Annotated in this window: 14 protein-coding genes; 3 read left to right on the plus strand and 11 right to left on the minus strand. The window is 63.4% G+C overall.

All coding sequences use genetic code 11. The features are described from left to right. Positions 1-15: 15 nt before the first annotated feature. Positions 16-1,683 (minus strand): amonabactin biosynthesis (2,3-dihydroxybenzoyl)adenylate synthase AmoE, encoded by a 1,668-nt coding sequence (amoE, locus tag ACNPAA_RS13115; RefSeq protein ID WP_417891814.1) that lies wholly within the window; start codon positions 1,681-1,683, stop codon positions 16-18. Between the two features lie 76 nt (positions 1,684-1,759). Beyond that, positions 1,760-2,947 (minus strand): isochorismate synthase, encoded by a 1,188-nt coding sequence (locus tag ACNPAA_RS13120; RefSeq protein ID WP_417891815.1) that lies wholly within the window; start codon positions 2,945-2,947, stop codon positions 1,760-1,762. Positions 2,948-3,267: 320 nt separating this feature from the next. Here ACNPAA_RS13120 and ACNPAA_RS13125 point away from each other — a divergent pair, with 320 nt between their 5' ends. Both ACNPAA_RS13125 and ACNPAA_RS13130 read left to right on the plus strand, forming a co-directional pair. Next, positions 3,268-3,819, plus strand: a complete 552-nt coding sequence (locus tag ACNPAA_RS13125; protein WP_045524966.1) for a lipoprotein — start codon at positions 3,268-3,270, stop codon at positions 3,817-3,819. Positions 3,820-3,965: 146 nt separating this feature from the next. After that, positions 3,966-5,966, plus strand: coding sequence for a hypothetical protein (locus ACNPAA_RS13130; protein ID WP_417891816.1), 2,001 nt, complete (start codon positions 3,966-3,968; stop codon positions 5,964-5,966). A 58-nt stretch (positions 5,967-6,024) separates the two neighbouring features. On the opposite strand, the gene glgC is transcribed toward ACNPAA_RS13130, so the two are convergent. Continuing rightward, positions 6,025-7,299 (minus strand): glucose-1-phosphate adenylyltransferase, encoded by a 1,275-nt coding sequence (gene glgC / locus ACNPAA_RS13135; RefSeq protein WP_010674430.1) that lies wholly within the window; start codon positions 7,297-7,299, stop codon positions 6,025-6,027. Positions 7,300-7,487: 188 nt separating this feature from the next. On the opposite strand from glgC, the gene ACNPAA_RS13140 reads away from it, so the two are divergent. Continuing rightward, the gene (locus ACNPAA_RS13140) at positions 7,488-9,125 is read left to right on the plus strand and encodes an EAL domain-containing protein (protein WP_069652607.1); all 1,638 of its coding nucleotides are present in this window, start codon (positions 7,488-7,490) and stop codon (positions 9,123-9,125) included. On the opposite strand, the gene ACNPAA_RS13145 is transcribed toward ACNPAA_RS13140, so the two are convergent. The 8 genes from ACNPAA_RS13145 to ACNPAA_RS13180 all read right to left on the minus strand — a co-directional run. Beyond that, the gene (locus ACNPAA_RS13145) at positions 9,088-9,582 is read right to left on the minus strand and encodes a hypothetical protein (RefSeq protein ID WP_010674428.1); all 495 of its coding nucleotides are present in this window, start codon (positions 9,580-9,582) and stop codon (positions 9,088-9,090) included. The genes ACNPAA_RS13140 and ACNPAA_RS13145 overlap by 38 nt on opposite strands. Before the next feature lie 147 nt (positions 9,583-9,729). Further along, the gene (locus tag ACNPAA_RS13150) at positions 9,730-10,092 is read right to left on the minus strand and encodes a DUF2750 domain-containing protein (RefSeq protein ID WP_010674427.1); all 363 of its coding nucleotides are present in this window, start codon (positions 10,090-10,092) and stop codon (positions 9,730-9,732) included. Between the two features lie 123 nt (positions 10,093-10,215). Further along, on the minus strand, positions 10,216-11,844 hold the full coding sequence (locus ACNPAA_RS13155; RefSeq protein ID WP_233759680.1) for a methyl-accepting chemotaxis protein: 1,629 nt from the start codon (positions 11,842-11,844) through the stop codon (positions 10,216-10,218). A 162-nt stretch (positions 11,845-12,006) separates the two neighbouring features. Next, positions 12,007-13,311 (minus strand): inosine/guanosine kinase, encoded by a 1,305-nt coding sequence (locus ACNPAA_RS13160; protein ID WP_010674425.1) that lies wholly within the window; start codon positions 13,309-13,311, stop codon positions 12,007-12,009. Between the two features lie 175 nt (positions 13,312-13,486). Further along, positions 13,487-13,879, minus strand: coding sequence for an MAPEG family protein (locus ACNPAA_RS13165; protein ID WP_041212923.1), 393 nt, complete (start codon positions 13,877-13,879; stop codon positions 13,487-13,489). Between the two features lie 64 nt (positions 13,880-13,943). Next, positions 13,944-14,918 (minus strand): ferrochelatase, encoded by a 975-nt coding sequence (hemH, locus tag ACNPAA_RS13170; RefSeq protein WP_042017278.1) that lies wholly within the window; start codon positions 14,916-14,918, stop codon positions 13,944-13,946. A gap of 119 nt (positions 14,919-15,037) precedes the next feature. Beyond that, positions 15,038-15,682 (minus strand): adenylate kinase, encoded by a 645-nt coding sequence (adk, locus tag ACNPAA_RS13175; RefSeq protein ID WP_010674422.1) that lies wholly within the window; start codon positions 15,680-15,682, stop codon positions 15,038-15,040. Positions 15,683-15,889: 207 nt separating this feature from the next. After that, positions 15,890-16,001, minus strand: a 112-nt coding sequence (locus ACNPAA_RS13180) for a transposase (protein WP_147273929.1), incomplete at its 5' end; no start/stop codon positions are given.

Raw genomic sequence — 16,001 nt, forward strand, 5'->3', positions numbered from 1 at the left:
ATTCCTTTTTTAGTTTTATGCTGTTGTCAGGGGCTGGTTGGCGGCGATGGCGTGCGCAATGCGCGCCCGCAGCCCCTGCTTGTCAATCTTGCCCACCGCCGTCATGGGCAGGGCGTCCAGAGTTTCGAAACGGTCGGGCAGCTTGAAGTCCGCCACCCCGCGCTCGCGCAGAAACTTGCGCAAGGCCAGCGGCTTCAAGGCGGGATCCGTGCTGACGATAAAGGCGCAGCTCTTCTCCCCCATGGCGCTGTCAGGCATGGAGACCAGGGCCGCATGGGTGATGGCAGGGTGGTGCAGCAGCTGGTTTTCCACCTCTTCCGCCGCGATCTTCTCGCCTCCCCGGTTGATCTGATCCTTCTGCCGCCCCACCACGGTGAGGTAGCCATCGGCATCCTGTACCACCAGATCGCCGGAGCAGTAGAAGCCCTCGGCATCAAACACCCGGGCGTTGTGGGCCGGGCTCTGGTAGTAGCCGCGGAAGGTATAGGGGCCGCGGGTGTGCAGGGCGCCAGGCTCGCCGGGGGCAACCGGATTGCCCGCCTCATCGAGGATGCGCACCTCGTCGTCCGGGCTCATGGGGCGGCCCTGGGTGTGAATGACCTTCTCGTCGGGATCAGAGAGCCGGGTGTAGTTGACCAGCCCTTCCGCCATGCCGAACACCTGCTGCAGCCGGCAGCCGAGCAGCGGCCCAATCTTGCTGGCCACCGCCTCCCCCAGCTTGGCGCCGCCCACTTGCAGCAAGTCGAGGCTCTCGAGCTGAATGCGCGCAGTGGGGTCCGCTTCCGCTGCCTGCAGCCAGAGCGAGACCGCCGGCGGCACCAGCGAGGTGAGGTTGACCCGGTGGCGGGCGATCAGCGGAAAACAGCTGATGGGGCTGGGGTCGGGGGCGAGCACCACGGTGCCGCCTGCCTCGAACACCCCCAGGGCGCCCGGGGAGCTCAGGGGGAAATTGTGGGGCGCCGGCAGGGCGCACAGATAGCGGGTATGGGAGCCGAGGCCGCAAATTTCGTTGCTGCGGCGCACGCTGTACAGGTAATCGTCATGGGTGCGCGGGATAAGCTTGGGGGTGCCTGTGCTGCCACCGGAGAGCTGGAAGAAGGCCACCTCGTTCGCCGGGGTCGGGGCAAAGGAGACGGATGGGGAGCTCCCCTCATCCCCCTCGCCGAGCCAGCGAGCCAGCCCCAGCTCCCCCCCATCGCCATCCAGCAGCACCAGCTCGGCACCGATGGTTGTCAGCAGCTCGCTCTCGCGTCCCTTGCTCGCAAACAGCGGGTGGGTCAGCGAGCCGACAAAGAGGCGCGGAGTGATCTGCTCGGCATAAGAGAGGAGCTCCAGCCGGTTGTGGCTAAAGAGCGCGTTGACCGGCGCAATGCCGGCCTTGAGCAGGGCGAAGAACACCAGATAGAACTCGGCCACGTTGGGGAGTTGCACCAGTGCGGTGTCCCCCACCCCCAGGCCGTGGCGGGCAAGATTTGCGGCCAGCCGGCTCGAGGCGGCGTCCAGCTCACGATAACTGAAGCGGCGCTCGCCGCAGAGGATGGCCTCGGCGTCAGGTGCCAGCTCGCACTGACGCGCCAGCATGGCGGTCAGCGGCTCGCCGCGCCAATAACCCTTGGCGCGGTACAGCTCCGCCAACTCTTCGGGCCAGCGGGTATAGGGCAGGAAGCGGTTGAATTGGCTCATTGCGCCACCTCCGAACTCAGGCCCAGGGCTTCCAGATTCGGCTGTCCACTCTGCCAGCCCAGATATTGAAGCTGGGTCATTGCGCCACCTCCAAATCCAGGCCCAGGGCCTTGAGCATGGTCCCCAGCTTGGTGCCGGTCTCGGCCCACTCCATGGCGGGATCCGAGCCCGCGACGATGCCGGCGCCGGCAAACAGCTCCACTTGATGGCCATCGAGCACGCCACAACGGATCACCACGGCCCACTCGCCGTTGCCCTGGCTGTCGCACCAGCCGACGATGCCGCTGAACAGGGCGCGCCGGAAGGGCTCCTGCTCGCGAATAAACTGGCGGGCGAGTTCGGTGGGATAGCCGCACAGGGCCGGGGTGGGATGCAGTTGGCAGGCCAAGGAGAGCACCGAGGCCTCGCCACCGTGCAGTCGGCCGGCGATGGGGGTGCCCAGATGCCAGAGGGTATCCGTGCTCATCAGCGAGGGGCTGGACGGGATCGCCAGCTCGCGGCAGTGGGGGGTCAGCACCCGGCGGATCTCGTCGATCACCAGGCGGTGCTCATGCTGATCCTTGCGAGAGGCCAGCAGCTCCCGGGCGACCATTTCGTCTTGCGCCGGCTCGCTCGCCCGTCTGGCGGAGCCCGCCAACGGATGGGTGAACACCTCTCCCCCGCTGACCCGCAGCAGCAACTCGGGGCTGGCGCCCAGCAGGCGGCGACCCTGGCCGAGCGGCAGGGAGAAGTGGAAGGCGTGGGGATTCTGGGCCATCAAACGGGCCATCACCTGCGTAGGGTCGGCAGGCTGGTGCAGGGTAAGGGTGAGTTTGCGCGACAACACCACCTTGGCGAGCCGGCCTTGTGCAAACGCATCCAGCGCCGCACTGACCGAGGCCTGGAATTCGCTGGCCGGCGGGGTGCTCTGCACCGAGATGACCCGGTTGGCCTCGGGGGCCTGCTCAGCCGCTGTCACCGATGACGGCTCTGTCGGGGCCAGTTTCTCGCCCCGCTTATAGTTGCCGGGCACATAGAGGCAGGAGGCCTCCGCCGGGTCGAACGCAAAAGCACCTATCAGCAGAGGGTTGGTCTGGCCGGCAGCCCTGGCGGCATCGAGGGCCAGGGTTATCTGCTGTGCCAGCAGGGGCCACTCGCAGGCGGGGGTGGTGATGGGTTGCCCCAGGTCAGTGGCACTGATCGTGCCCTGACCCGAGGTAAACAAGAAATCAGGCGACATCTTCGCCTCGGCAGGTGTGCCATTGTCCATTACTCGAGTCTTCACGTCATACCCTCAAAGAAGATTCAAAATGATAATGATTATCAATTTGACTTTGTGCGGCGGTAAAATACTCGCTTTGAAATCGCGGGGTCAATGGGATTTTGCATCGTTAAAACAGGAGCTTGTCTGTGGGTATGTCGGGGATGACGCCAGGGCGGGCCTGCTGGCGGTGAAGGGAAACAGCTACTCGAATGAAAACGGATTGCCATCCCCATATGGGGGATGCGACAGAAACCGGTCAGGGCGGCCCCACTGGCGGCCAACCCGCTTTGCCTCTAAGATGGCGCCACCTCTTGTGACAGCCCCGAAAATGGAACCCTCCCATGTTGAAACACCTGCTTCTGCTCCCCTTCGCCCTGCTGCTGGCGGCCTGCTCGCTGACCCAGTACAGCGTCAGTGAAGGAGAGATCAACCAGTACCTCAAGGAGCGAGTCGCCTTCGAGAAACAGCTGGGGATCCCCGGCATCATGTCGAGCAAGATCCGACTCGATGACATGCAAAGCCGCATCGGCCGCAGCCAGGCCGACAAGGTCGAGCTGGATGCCGCCGGCGAGCTGCAGGTGGCGAGCCCGCTGGGCAGCCAGCAGATGAAGATCCGCCTCTCCCTGCGGGCACGCCCGGACTACGTGGCCGAACAGGGCGCCATCTATCTGCGCGATCTCGAGCTGCTCTCCGTCAAGACAGAGCCGGCGGACGTGGGCACCGCCCTCTCCCCGCTTTTGCCCACCTTCAACCAGTCCCTCTCCCTGTTCCTCTCCCAGACCCCCGTCTACCGGCTCGATGGCAGCCGCCAGAACGAGGCGCGGATCAAGGACAAGGTCGAAGCCCTCAAGGTGGAGCCGGGCCGACTGGTCATCCCCTTCAAACTGATGTGACACCTGCCGCCGCGCCTCTCCTCTTCACCCCACCGGGGCGCGGTTTTTTTCTTCTCAAGCCCCGCCCTTTGCCCCATAATGCACACCATTCTCATTTAGATTCATGAGAAGCGTCATAATAAAATCAACAATATGGTGAGAAGGACATGAGAAAAACCGTACTGGTGCAGGCGATCGCCTGCGCACTCCTCAGCAGCGCCGCACAGGCTGCCGTCAAGGTGGAGGACAAGACGTTCAACACCGCCGCCAACATGCTGGCCTACACCGAATTCGAGCTCTCCGGCGAGCCGCTAGCCGAGGCCCTCGGTCTGGATCTGGATGTGCTGGACGCCAACCGCGCCGACGAGCCGACCCCGTTCGACTTCGCCGCCGGCATCGAATCCTATGAATACTCCGAAGAGGCAATGTACGCCCTCAACTACCAGTCCGGCATGGGCCCCCATCTGGTAAACGGGCCGCAAAACCAGGCCCGTGGCGGCACCCTGGCCGACCTGGGCAAACGGGTACTGGCCATGGCAGAGGCCGTCGGCTTCCCCGCCGATGAAATTCCCCAGGGCATGTATCCCCTCTCCCTGCCCTACGCCTCCGCCAACCCGGAGTTCGCCCAGGCCGTAAACGCCACCCCGGTCAACGGTGACCAGATCACCATCAAGACCGCCAAGGGCAACGAGAAGAGCGTCAAGACCCAGGTCCCCGCCTACTTCCGCGACTACGCCACCCTGCGCTGGAGCGGCAGTGACAACCTGCTGGTCCCGGCAGCCGTGGGCGGCATCCTGCTCAAGGAAGTGATGTGGTCCCAGGACTTCCTGGGCGGCATGCACGTAGCCGAGACCGATGAAGAGGTGGAAGCCGCGTCCGCCACCATGGATCAGGACGGCAAGCACAAGCTGGGGGTTTCTGCCGCCGACGGCTTCAACGGCATGATGCTGACCGAGCAGTCCATCGACAAGCTCGCCATCCTGCAGGGTCAGCTCGGCTTTGACGGCAAGACCCTGGGTGCCAAGATCACCCCGCAGTACGATCCGGCCAAGGGGGTTGTCTACTTCCCTCATCAGGTGAAAGTGACCGAGACCAGCAAGAACGACGCCGGTGCCATCGGCAAGCTGGAGGTCGTGGACGGCACCGCCCAGTTGCGCGACGCCTGGATGCTGCTGTGGCCCCTCTCCGAGTTCTACGCCTTCAGCGATCAGCGCACGGCCAACACCAACCAGAACCCGGCCTTCCACGCCGTGTTTGACGGTGCCCCGTTCGCCGCCGCTCCGGCTGCCAACCAGACCAACGATCTGGGCAAGGCGGTGGCGGGCAGCGATGCCTTCTCCCTGGCCCTGAACCTCTCCAACCTCACCTTCAAGAACCTGCTGGCCCTGCACTTCGAGCCCAAGGCTGGCACCCTGGTCGACAGCTGGCAGGCTGGCAAACAGGACAAGCACGTCACCACCTTTGACGCTGCCTACAGCCTGGTCGCCCTGCAGATCTTCCAGCGCGCCCAGGATGCGCTGCCGGTGGGTTACGCCGCCGGTGACAATGGCGAGCTGAACCTCAAGACCCCACAGGGTGAGCAGGCGATCGCACTGGTCCGCAAGCAGGCCGATTTCATCCTCGCCAACCTCAAGGGCAAGAACGGCCTGGTCCATGACGGTCTGACCCTGGGCGGCAAGCTTGACGCCGGTCAGTCCATCGACGCGCAGTTCGCCGCCATCCGCGGCTTGACCGCCGCCTTCCTGGCCACCTCGGATGCCAAGTACCGCACCGCGGCGCGCGAGCTCTTCATCGCCGCCGACAAGGCCTACTTCAATGCCAAGGCCGGAACCTGGCTCGCCGGCAAGCAGGGTGAATACACCCCCTGGACCCAGGCCGCCATCTCCGGCGCCCTGCGCTCTGCCATGCTGAACCTGCGCAACGAAGGGGCCGAGAAGGCACCCGAGCTGGAGCTGGCCCAGCTGACCCAGCGCTACGTGAGCTGGTTCCGCGGCACCGTCAACGGCGGCATGCAGATGGCCGAGTGGATCGGCGACTCCGGCGAGAACGTCATCGAGGGTGCCGGCAGCGACACCGACGAAGATGGTGTCCCGCAAGTGACCGCCGCCGGTGGCAAGCATGGCACCGCCATGGTGATGGCCGGCAAGGCCCTGGTCAGCGAGAAATAAATCGACCACCAATAGAAAGGGAGCCCAGGGCTCCCTTTTTTTGTCTGTATCGACGAAGTTAGCCGAGCTTGGCCAGCATCGGCTTGGTCACCAGCACGATGCCCTGCTCGGAGCGGTAGAAGCGGCGTGCATCCTCGTCCGCGTTCTCCCCCACCACCAGGCCGTCTGGCAGCTTGCATCCCTTGTCCACCACCACCCGGCGCAAGCGGCAACCAGCCCCGATCTCGACCCCGGGGAAGATCACCGCCTGATCCAGGGTACAGAAGGAGTGCACCCGCACGTTGGTGAACAGCACCGAGTTGAGCACGAAGGAGCCGCTCACGATGGAGCCCCCCGCGAACATGGAGTTGATGGTCATGCCGTGCTGGCCGTTTCTGTCCTGCACGAACTTGGCCGGGGGCGACATGTTCTGGCTGGTCCAGATGGGCCAGTTCTCGTCATAGATGTCGAGCTCGGGCACCACGGAGGCAAGGTCCATGTTCGCCTCCCAGAACGAATCCAGGGTCCCCACGTCGCGCCAGTAGGGTTTTTGCCCCTCCTTGGCCCCGACACAGGACATGTTGAACGGGTGGGCAAAGGCCTTGCCCTCCCCCACGATGCGCGGGATCACGTCCATGCCGAAGTCGTGCTTGGACTCCAGATTGTGGATGTCCTCTTCCAGCAACTGGTAGAGGTACTCCGCCTCGAAGATGTAGATGCCCATGGAGGCCAGCGAGCGATCCTCGCAGCCCGGCATGGCGGGCGGATTGGCCGGTTTCTCCACGAAGGCGCGGATCTTGCGTTGCTCGTCGATGTCCATCACGCCGAAGGCCGATGCCTCGCAGCGCGGTACCTCGATACAGGCCACCGTCACCTTGGCGCCGAGGCGCACGTGATCGAGCAGCATGGCGGCGTAGTCCATCTTGTAGATGTGATCCCCTGCCAGCACCACTATGTATTTGGGACCGTAGTCACGGATGATGTCGACGTTCTGGTAGATGGCGTCTGCGGTGCCGCGATACCAGTGCACCTCGTCCACCCGCTGCTGGGCGGGCAGCAAGTCGATGAACTCGTTCATCTGGTAGCGCAGGAAAGACCAGCCCGATTGCAGGTGGCGCAACAGACTGTGGGACTTGTACTGGGTCACCACACCTACCCGGCGGATGCCGGAGTTGATGCAGTTGGAGAGCACGAAGTCGATGATACGGAATTTGCCGCCAAAGTGGACGGCGGGCTTGGCGCGGTTATCGGTCAACTGCTTCAGGCGGCTGCCCCGTCCCCCTGCGAGCACCAAGGCCATACTCTGATTCAATAGTTGCCGTGCTTTGGCGGTGTCTACGGGTTCTAGCAACATATCTACCTCTGCTCTGTTGGGGCTGTTTTCAACCCATCTTCGCTTTTTTTACAGACCATGAAAGTGTTTTCACTCACATTTAGTTGCATTCCGCCGGCGCTTTATCGTGGAGTTGCGTGAGTACTCATGTTTTGCGCCAGCGACTTGGTTAGAATTTCTACATCATGAACATCATCAAGGATGAAACGATGTTGAATAAACATGAGGGAAACCTGCTGCTGGTCAGCGCACTGGTCTGCATTCCCATGCTGCTGTTGCAGGGAGTGCTGCTCGCCCCCCCCGCCTCACCGCTCACCCTGCTGCTGGTCCTGATGACCACCCTGACGGGATTCGCCCTGCTGCTCTTTCTCACCCACAGCGTGCGCCGTGGGGAAAAGGCGAGGCAGGAGCAACGCTGGCTGCTGGCGCTGCAGCAGCGGGATCCCGCCATGCTCGACAGCGTACAGGCACAAACGGCTCTGCGCCAGCTCCTTGCATCCTTCAATGAGGCCGAGATCGATGCCCACCGCCAGATCACCGAATTGCACAATCAGGCGACCCGGGACGAGATGACGGGCCTTGGCAACCGCCACGCCTTCCGGCGCGATCTGACCGAGCTGCTGCAACAGGAAAACACCCAGACCGCCATCCTGGTGCTCATCCGCGCCACTGAGCTTGGGACCCTCAACGCCCAGCGCGGCTTCCAGTCCGGAGATGCCTACATCCGGGACATCGCCGCCCTCATCAGCCACACCGTCAGCCGCTTCCCGGGCCACCGGGTCTATCGCATCTCGGGGGCCGATTTTGCCGTCCTGCTGCCCCCCCTGGCCCAGATCCCGCCCCATCTGCTGGGACGGGACCTAAAGCTCGCCTTCGATCGCTATCAGCACGATCACGAGCTCGAGAGCGCCGCCTACTCGGGCATGACCCGCCTGAGCAGCGAGCAGAAGATAGAGGCCATTCTGGCCCGGGCGGATCTCGCGCTGGCCCGCGCCCAGACAGAGGTAGTCAATGGCTGGGCCATCCAGCAGAACGACGAGGTGGTCGAAGTGCAGGGTCAGCGTCACTGGACCCAGGTGCTGACCGATCTGCTGGAGCAGGAGAGCGTCAACTTCACCTGCCAGCCCATCCAGCCCCTGCATCGCGGCATGCTCGCCTATCACGAGATCTATCCCCGCTTTTGCAGCAGCGACGGCACCGTGCTGCCAAGCGATACCCTGCTCGCCATGGCGCAGCGGCTGGACATGGTACTGCGCCTGACCCAGATGGTGATCCGCCACGTCATCCGCCAATACCGCGCCTTCGGAGGCCACAACAGCCGATGGGGTCTCAATCTGCCGGGCTCCCTGCTGCAAAACAGCGCCTTTCTCATCTGGCTGGATCACCAGTTGCAAAAAGACCCCGACATCGGGGCCAACCTGGTGTTCGAGCTCGACGAGGAGCATCTGGAGCGCAACCTGACCGGGTCCAGGCGGCTGTTCGAGCTGCTCAGGCGCCACGGCAGCCGCTCGGCCATCTGCAACTTCGGCAAGGGGATCGGCTCCTTCAGCCTGTTTCGCGAGCTCAAACCCGACTACATCAAGCTGGACCCCGGTCTCATCACCGAGCTGGAGCAGGATCTCACCAATCAGCAGTTCGTGCGGATGATCGTCGACGTCTCCCATCGCATGGGCTGCCTGGTGATCGCGGAAGGGGTGGAACAGATAGGCCAGAAGCAGATGCTGCAGAGCATGTATGTGGACGGCTTGCAGGGCTACCTCATCGCCCGGCCCCAGGAGCTGGGACCGGAGATCGGTCAGATGGGGATCTTCACGGAGACGGTTTCAGCTTCAACAGGGTCAGAATGATGTCGTTGAGCTGGCGATAACGCTCCAGCTCCTTCTGATCGTAACGGGTCGCCAGCATGGTCGGGTTGTGGCGATGCTTGAGGTAGCGGTTGATCTGCAGGCGGTTGAACCCGGCCACCTTGTAGATCTGGCCGAGCAGGGCATTGAGCTCGTCGTCCGCCAGCCCGGCCCGGGTCAGGTAATCGGGTTGGGACGGGCTCTCCTGGCGGGCCGTGACCTTCTCCAGCTGGCCACGCTCCTGCAAATAGGTGAGCCACTGCTCCACGTAGAGCGGCTTGCAGCCCCCCAGCAGATTGAAGTACCCCACGGCATCACAGCGGCACCCGCTCAGCAGCACCAGGGCCAGCTCGTCGCTGTCACACTGAAAGCTCACCGGGCCGCTCTGGCTCCAGTCCAGCGCCTGCACCTGGATCCTCCCCTGCGCCCCCGCCTTCGTGGTCACGTCAAAGACAAACATGGCACCTCCCGATCGGCAAAGGGTTGATGATGACCCATCCCCGGGACGGGTGCAAAGGCAAATCGCCTTTTCATGGCCCATGGCGGCCATAAAAAAACCGGCCCCCCGAAGGGGGCCGGTTCATCACAATCCGGCGGGACGGCAGACTCAGGCGTCCAGTTCCACCAGCGCCTTGGCCAGCTCGATGGGCTCGAGCTCCTGACCTTCCAGATCGGCGTTCCAGTTCGGGCCGACCAGCACGTCATCCTCGTCCAGATCGTTGATCCAGATGTCCAGGAACTCTTCGAGCTCGATCACTTCCGGCTCGTAATCCGCCCACTCGTCCACGCAGTGCAGGCGGGCATCCCCTTCGGCGGACCAGAGCGGCATCACGTCCGCATCTTCGAACTCGGCGGAGCGGCACACCACCCAGTCTTCACCGTAGCGCAGACCCCACACCTGACCCGACTCGCGGACTTCTTCGATGAACAGCTGGAAATTGGCGTCAAGATTGTCAGTTAGTTTGCTCATGGGGTCTCTCTCTTGCAAAGCAATGGCAGGCTGTCGGCCAGGGCTGGCCGAGAATGGGGCAGATGGTGTCCCAAAAGCCCCCCAGACTCAAGCCTTATCCCGAAAAAGCGGGGATAAAGGCCGTCAGATGCGATATTTCGCCACCAGGGCCCCCAGCTCGTCGCAGGCCAGCGCCAGTTGCCCGGATGCCTGCTCGGTCAGCCGGTTCTGGGCCAGGGCATCCGCCGCCAGCTGGGTGATGGCCACCAACCGCTGGTTGATCTCCTCCGCCGCCCGACTCTGCTCCGCCGCCGCCGTGGCAATCTGCCCATTCATGGCAGTAATGGTGTGGACGGATCCATCGATGGCATTGATGGCGACATCCGCATCGCCGGCCCTGTCCGCCGTCGCGCGGGAGAGCTGCTGTAATTGGCTGATGCCGCTGACCACCTTGCCGGCCCCCTCCTGCAACCGCTGGATCATCTGCCGGATCTCGTCGGTGGAGCTGTGGGTGCGGGTCGCCAGGGTACGCACCTCATCGGCGACCACCGCAAAGCCGCGCCCCTGCTCCCCGGCCCGTGCCGCTTCAATGGCGGCGTTGAGGGCCAGCAGGTTGGTCTGCTCCGCCACCCCGCGAATGACGTCGAGCACGGAGCCAATCTGCTGAGTCTCCTGCTCGAGGCGGCTCACCGCCTGTACCGTCTCCACCATCTCGTCCGCCAGCTGGCTGATGGACTCCCGGGTCTGGACCACCACCTCGCGGCCATGCTGGGCCAGATTGAGGGCCGAGTCCGCCGCGTCGGCGGCCTGGGCCGCGTGCTGGCCCACTTCGCGGCTGCTCACCGTCATCTGCTCCATGGCGCTGGCCACCCGCAGGGTATCCTGCTCCTGGCCGGTGACGATGGCGCCGGTACGCTCCACCACCTCGGCCAGCTGGTGGGCATGCACCCGGTTCTGATCCGCTATCTGCTGGCTGCGGGCCACCAGCTGCGCCATCTGGCTGGCGAAGAGGTTGAAGTTGATGCTGAGCTGGCTCAGCTCGTCACGCCCCGACTCCGGCAGACGTACCCGCAGATCCCCCTCCCCCCTGGCGATGTTGCCAAGGGCCGAGACCGAGCGGGAGAGGGGTACGACGATGCTGCGCACAATGAGGCCAACCACGGCAAACAGCAGGAGGGCCAGCACCAGCCCGATCCCCAGCAGGGTGTGCAGCACCTCCCGGTACTGGGCCTCGACGTCGTCCACATAGACGCCGGTGCCGATGATCCAGTCCCAGGGGGCGAAGCGCTTGATGTAGGAGATCTTGCGTACCGGTTCGTCCACCCCCGGTTTGGGCCAGTAGTAGGCCACCTCCCCCGCGCCCTGGGCCCGCGCCAGATCGGCGAAGGCGACGAACAGCCTGAGCCCCTGCTTGTCCTCCACCCCGGAGAGATCCTTGCCGTCCAGCTCGGGTTTCATGGGGTGCATCACCATGGTGGGGTGGCTGTCGTTGATCCAGAAGTAGTCATCGTTGCCATAACGCAACCCCTTGATCAGCGCCAGCGCCTCGGCCTTGGCGCTCGCCTCGTCCATCTCCCCCTTGCGCACCCTGGCTTCCAGCCCCGCCACCAGGCTGTAGGCGGTATCCACCTGAGCCTGAGTCTGGCGGCTCTTCTCCCCCATCAGCCCCTGCTGATAGATCTGCAGGCAGAAGAACAGCAGCAGTCCCAGCAGCGCCAGCACCATCAGGGTCACCAGCGACAGACGCCGACCGATACTCCATTGTCTCAACATACCCTCGCCCCGCAGCAGCTACATATCCTTAACACAAGGTATGCCGCCGCGACGCGGGCTGTCCACGATGTCAGCAAAAGCGATGCCAAAAACATGATCCAGCCCCAAAAACAAGAAAGGGTGCCCAGTGGCACCCTTTCTCGTGGTCGACAGGAAGAGGTATCACCGCTCCCAGTACACCTCTTCCAGGCTGTCTTCCTTCTCCGGCAACCCGCGGGAAAGGCGCGGGCTGCTCTGGGCCAGCACCTCGTAGCTCACCCGGTTGGCGTACTTGCACACCTGGGCCAGAGAGGAGTAGGTCAGGAATTCCGAGAGATGCTTGGCGGAGTTCGGCACGTTCATGCGGTGGTAGGCGTTCGCCACCATGTCGTGCAGCACGGCGGACAGCGCCCCGTCCCCTGCCCCATTGGTGTTCTTGATCTTCTCCGGCCCGCCCATGTAGGGGGAGATGTGGGAGTAGATACGCGCAGGCTTGCGGCACTTGTCCCGGGCCATGGGGCGGCTGAACTCGTACATGTTGAACTCGGGGATGACGCCGGGCAGCAGGGTGTGGGTGGTCTCGCGCTTGTAGTCCTCGTCGGTGTAGCTCGCCATGTAGAGGCCGATGGGGCCGGCGGTGCAGAGCACCATGTCCGCCCAGTCCAGCGCCTTGTCGGCCGCGCCGAGGGGATCCTTTATCCCGGTCAGGGCCTCCGCCTCGTCCTCGTTCATGGCGAGCACGGTCACGTTCTCGCTGATGAAATCGCGCCACCACTGGGGATTCTCGTCGATGACGAAGCGGGTGCCCAGGGTCAGCACCACAGGCACCCCGGCCTCGCGGGCATAGCGCACCGCGGCCATGGCGGCCTCCTTCATGGGGGTGCCGTCGGCGCCGCGCACCAGGTAGGCGGTGATCACCAGGGCCGAGGCCTCCTTGATGATGGTCTCGGGGATGTGGTCCACATCCAGGTGATCCATCTTGCCGGCGTTGATGCCAAAGCTGCGCTCTCCCCCTTCGGTGATGAAGGTGAAGCAGCGCCCGACCGGGCCGTCCACCGGCTGCAGGTAGTCGAGGTTGACCCGGGAGGAGGTGTTGCACAGATAGCGGTAGGCATAGCTGCCGATGCGGATGTCCTGGCTCATGACGCCAAGCAGGATGGAGTGGGAGTCCGCCAGCACGGAGTAGTTGTGCATGGTGTTGCCGATGGTGCCGCCGGCAAATTCGCTCACCACCATGTTGTTGGCCTTGAGCTCGTCGTAGACCAGCTCCGCCACCTCGTCGGAGATGAGCATGGAGTGGCCCTTGCTCAGGCCGTACCGGTTCAGGAAGTCTTCATCCACATGGGCTTCGATATCCACCAGAGTCTGATCGATGCCCACTACATAGGCCTTGCCCAGTTCGGTGAGCTGGGAGTTCTGCGGGATCAGGGGATCACGTCTGTCGACCGGGAAGTAGTGTTTGGACTTGCGCTGACCGGGAAATTTCATGGCAATCTTCTGTGCTCTGGGGAAAAGAGGGGCGGGATTTTAACACAATCCACCACGCCGAAAAGTCGCACGATTGAATTTTGAGGTCAGTATAGACAAGGGTTTGCGAGGAAAACGTTTGACTTGGCTGCCACAAAAAACCACCCCGTGGCGGGGTGGTGTTGCGGGATGACATTCAGCTTGCCGAGAGCCCCTGCACCAGGGCCAGCACCGAGAACATCCCCAGCGACAGCCAGAAGAAGAGGGTGCCGAAGAGGCGCGGCATGTTGGGAGCCCTGGGGATCTGGATGCCGATGGCATGCAGGATGCGCCCCACCACCAGCAGCACACCGCCCAGGTGCAGCCAGAGCGCCCCGACCCCCGCCAGTTCGCACAGGGCCATCAGCAGCAGGGTGAGGGGCACGTACTCGGCAAAGTTGCCGTGGGCGCGGATCGCGGCCAGCATCTCGGGGGCTTCCCCCTCCCCTATCATCACCCTGAACTGGGCGCGGCGCTTGACCACCCAGAAGGAGAGCAGCAGAAACAAGAGCCCGAGCAGGCCGGCGTAAATCAGCGTGATATGCATCATCAGGACACTCCTTTATCGTTGAATCCGAACGTCCGCCACGTCGGGCACCGGATGAGAACGGTCATCATGCCAGCTCGCGACAGATGAGGGAAACCATCATTCGGATATGGGCCTGATCGCTGTTGAGGGCTGGGATGTATTCAAACTGCTCGCCACCGGCGGCCATGAAGATCTCCCGGTTCTGCACCTGGATCTCCTCCAGGGTCTCGAGGCAATCCGCCGAGAAGGCCGGGCAGATGACATCGAGCCGCTTGACGCCGCGAGAGGGCAATTCGCCCACGGTCAGGTCCGTGTAGGGCTTGAGCCACTCCTCCTTGCCAAAGCGGGACTGGAAGCTCGCGGTCCACTGCTCCGGGGCCAGCCCCAGCGCCTCCGCCAGCAGGGCGGCGGTGCGCCTGCACTGATGACCATAAGGATCCCCTTCCCGCTCGTAGCGCTCGGGAATGCCGTGGAAGGACATCAGCAGATGCTCCCCCTGGCCGTGCTGCTCCCAGTGGCGACGCACGCTCATGGCCAGCGCCTGGATGTACTCCGGGTGGGCATGGTAATCGCGGATGAGCCGCACCACCGGCAGATTGCGCTCGGTTTTCATCGCCCTGGCCCAGGCGTCGAACACCGAGGCGGTGGTACTGACCGAATACTGGGGATAGAGCGGCAGCAGGATCACCCGGTTGACCCCCTGGGCCTTGAGGGCCTGCCAGCCATCGGCCAGCGACGGGGCGCCATAGGTCATGGCGAGCGCCACCGGCACCTCGACCCCTTCCCGCTTGAGCTCGTGCTCCAGGGCCGCGCGCTGCTGCTGGCTGATGACCATCAGGGGGGAGCCCTGCTCGGTCCATACCTGCTGATAGAGCTTGGCCACCTTGGGGGAGCGGGTCGGCAGGATGATGAAGTGAAGCAGGGGGCACCAGAGGTAGCGCGGCAGGTCGACGACCCGCTGATCGTGCAGAAACTGGCTGAGAAACGCCTTGACCGCCGCCGTGGTCGGCGCGGCCGGGGTACCCAGATTGACCAGCAAGATCCCGGTTTTCGTGGTCACGTTAGCATCCTGTCGTTCTGTGTCGTGGGAATGGAATGCAAGAAAGGGCCCGGTATGGACCCTTTTCTCACTCTCGTAGCCAGCCGGCGAACGGCTGCGTCCTGCCGGCCCTGAATGGCTTAACCGAGAATGGCGGCCAGTTGCTGGCTGACCAGATCCACCGGCTGGGTGCCGTCGATCTTGACGTAACGGGTGTTGCCCGCTTCCGCTTCCTTGCCGTAGAAACCGATGAGCGGCGCGGTCTGCTGATGGTAGACATCCAGACGCTTGCGCACTGTGGTCTCTTCGTCGTCGGCACGGATCACCAGATCCTCGCCGGTCACGTCATCCTTGCCTTCCACTTTCGGCGGGTTGAACACCACGTGGTAGGTACGGCCGGAGCCGGAGTGCACGCGGCGGCCGCTCATGCGCTTGACGATCTCTTCGTCCGGCACGTCGAATTCCAGCACGAAGTCCACGGTCACACCGGCATCCTTCATGGCTTGCGCCTGGGGAATGGTGCGGGGGAAGCCGTCCAGCAGGAAGCCGTTGGCGCAATCCGGTTGCGCGATGCGTTCTTTGACCAGGCCGATGATGATGTCGTCGGAGACGAGCTGACCTGCGTCCATCACGGCTTTGGCCTTGAGGCCCAGCTCGGTACCCGCCTTGATCGCCGCACGCAGCATGTCGCCGGTGGAGATCTGCGGAATACCGTGTTTTTCCATGATGAACTGAGCCTGGGTACCCTTGCCGGCGCCCGGAGCTCCCAACAGAACAATGCGCATACACGCTCCTAGTTGATTGGTTATTCAATTCTTGAGAAGGCAAAAAACTACACGTTTTCGCCCGTATTAACAAGCTCGCCCCGTGTGAGTGGCCAGATTATCACCACACTCCCGCCCCGTCTCTGCGACCAAAGACGCAGACGACGACCACTAAAAATGATTGAAAATGCAGCAACGCACCAGAGGGGAACGGCCAAAAAAAAAGGTTCATCGCGGCTTTCCGGGGAAGGCCGCCTTGATTTTCAGAAAAAAGTATTCTGAGTCCCTAAATCCATATGCCATACGCTTTATCACTTTGATCTTGTTGTTCACCCCTTCC

The sequence above is a fragment of the Aeromonas sp. PS2Canimalfood6 genome (genome assembly GCF_048276795.1).
In the GTDB taxonomy this organism is placed as follows: Bacteria; Pseudomonadota; Gammaproteobacteria; order Enterobacterales; family Aeromonadaceae; genus Aeromonas; species Aeromonas caviae.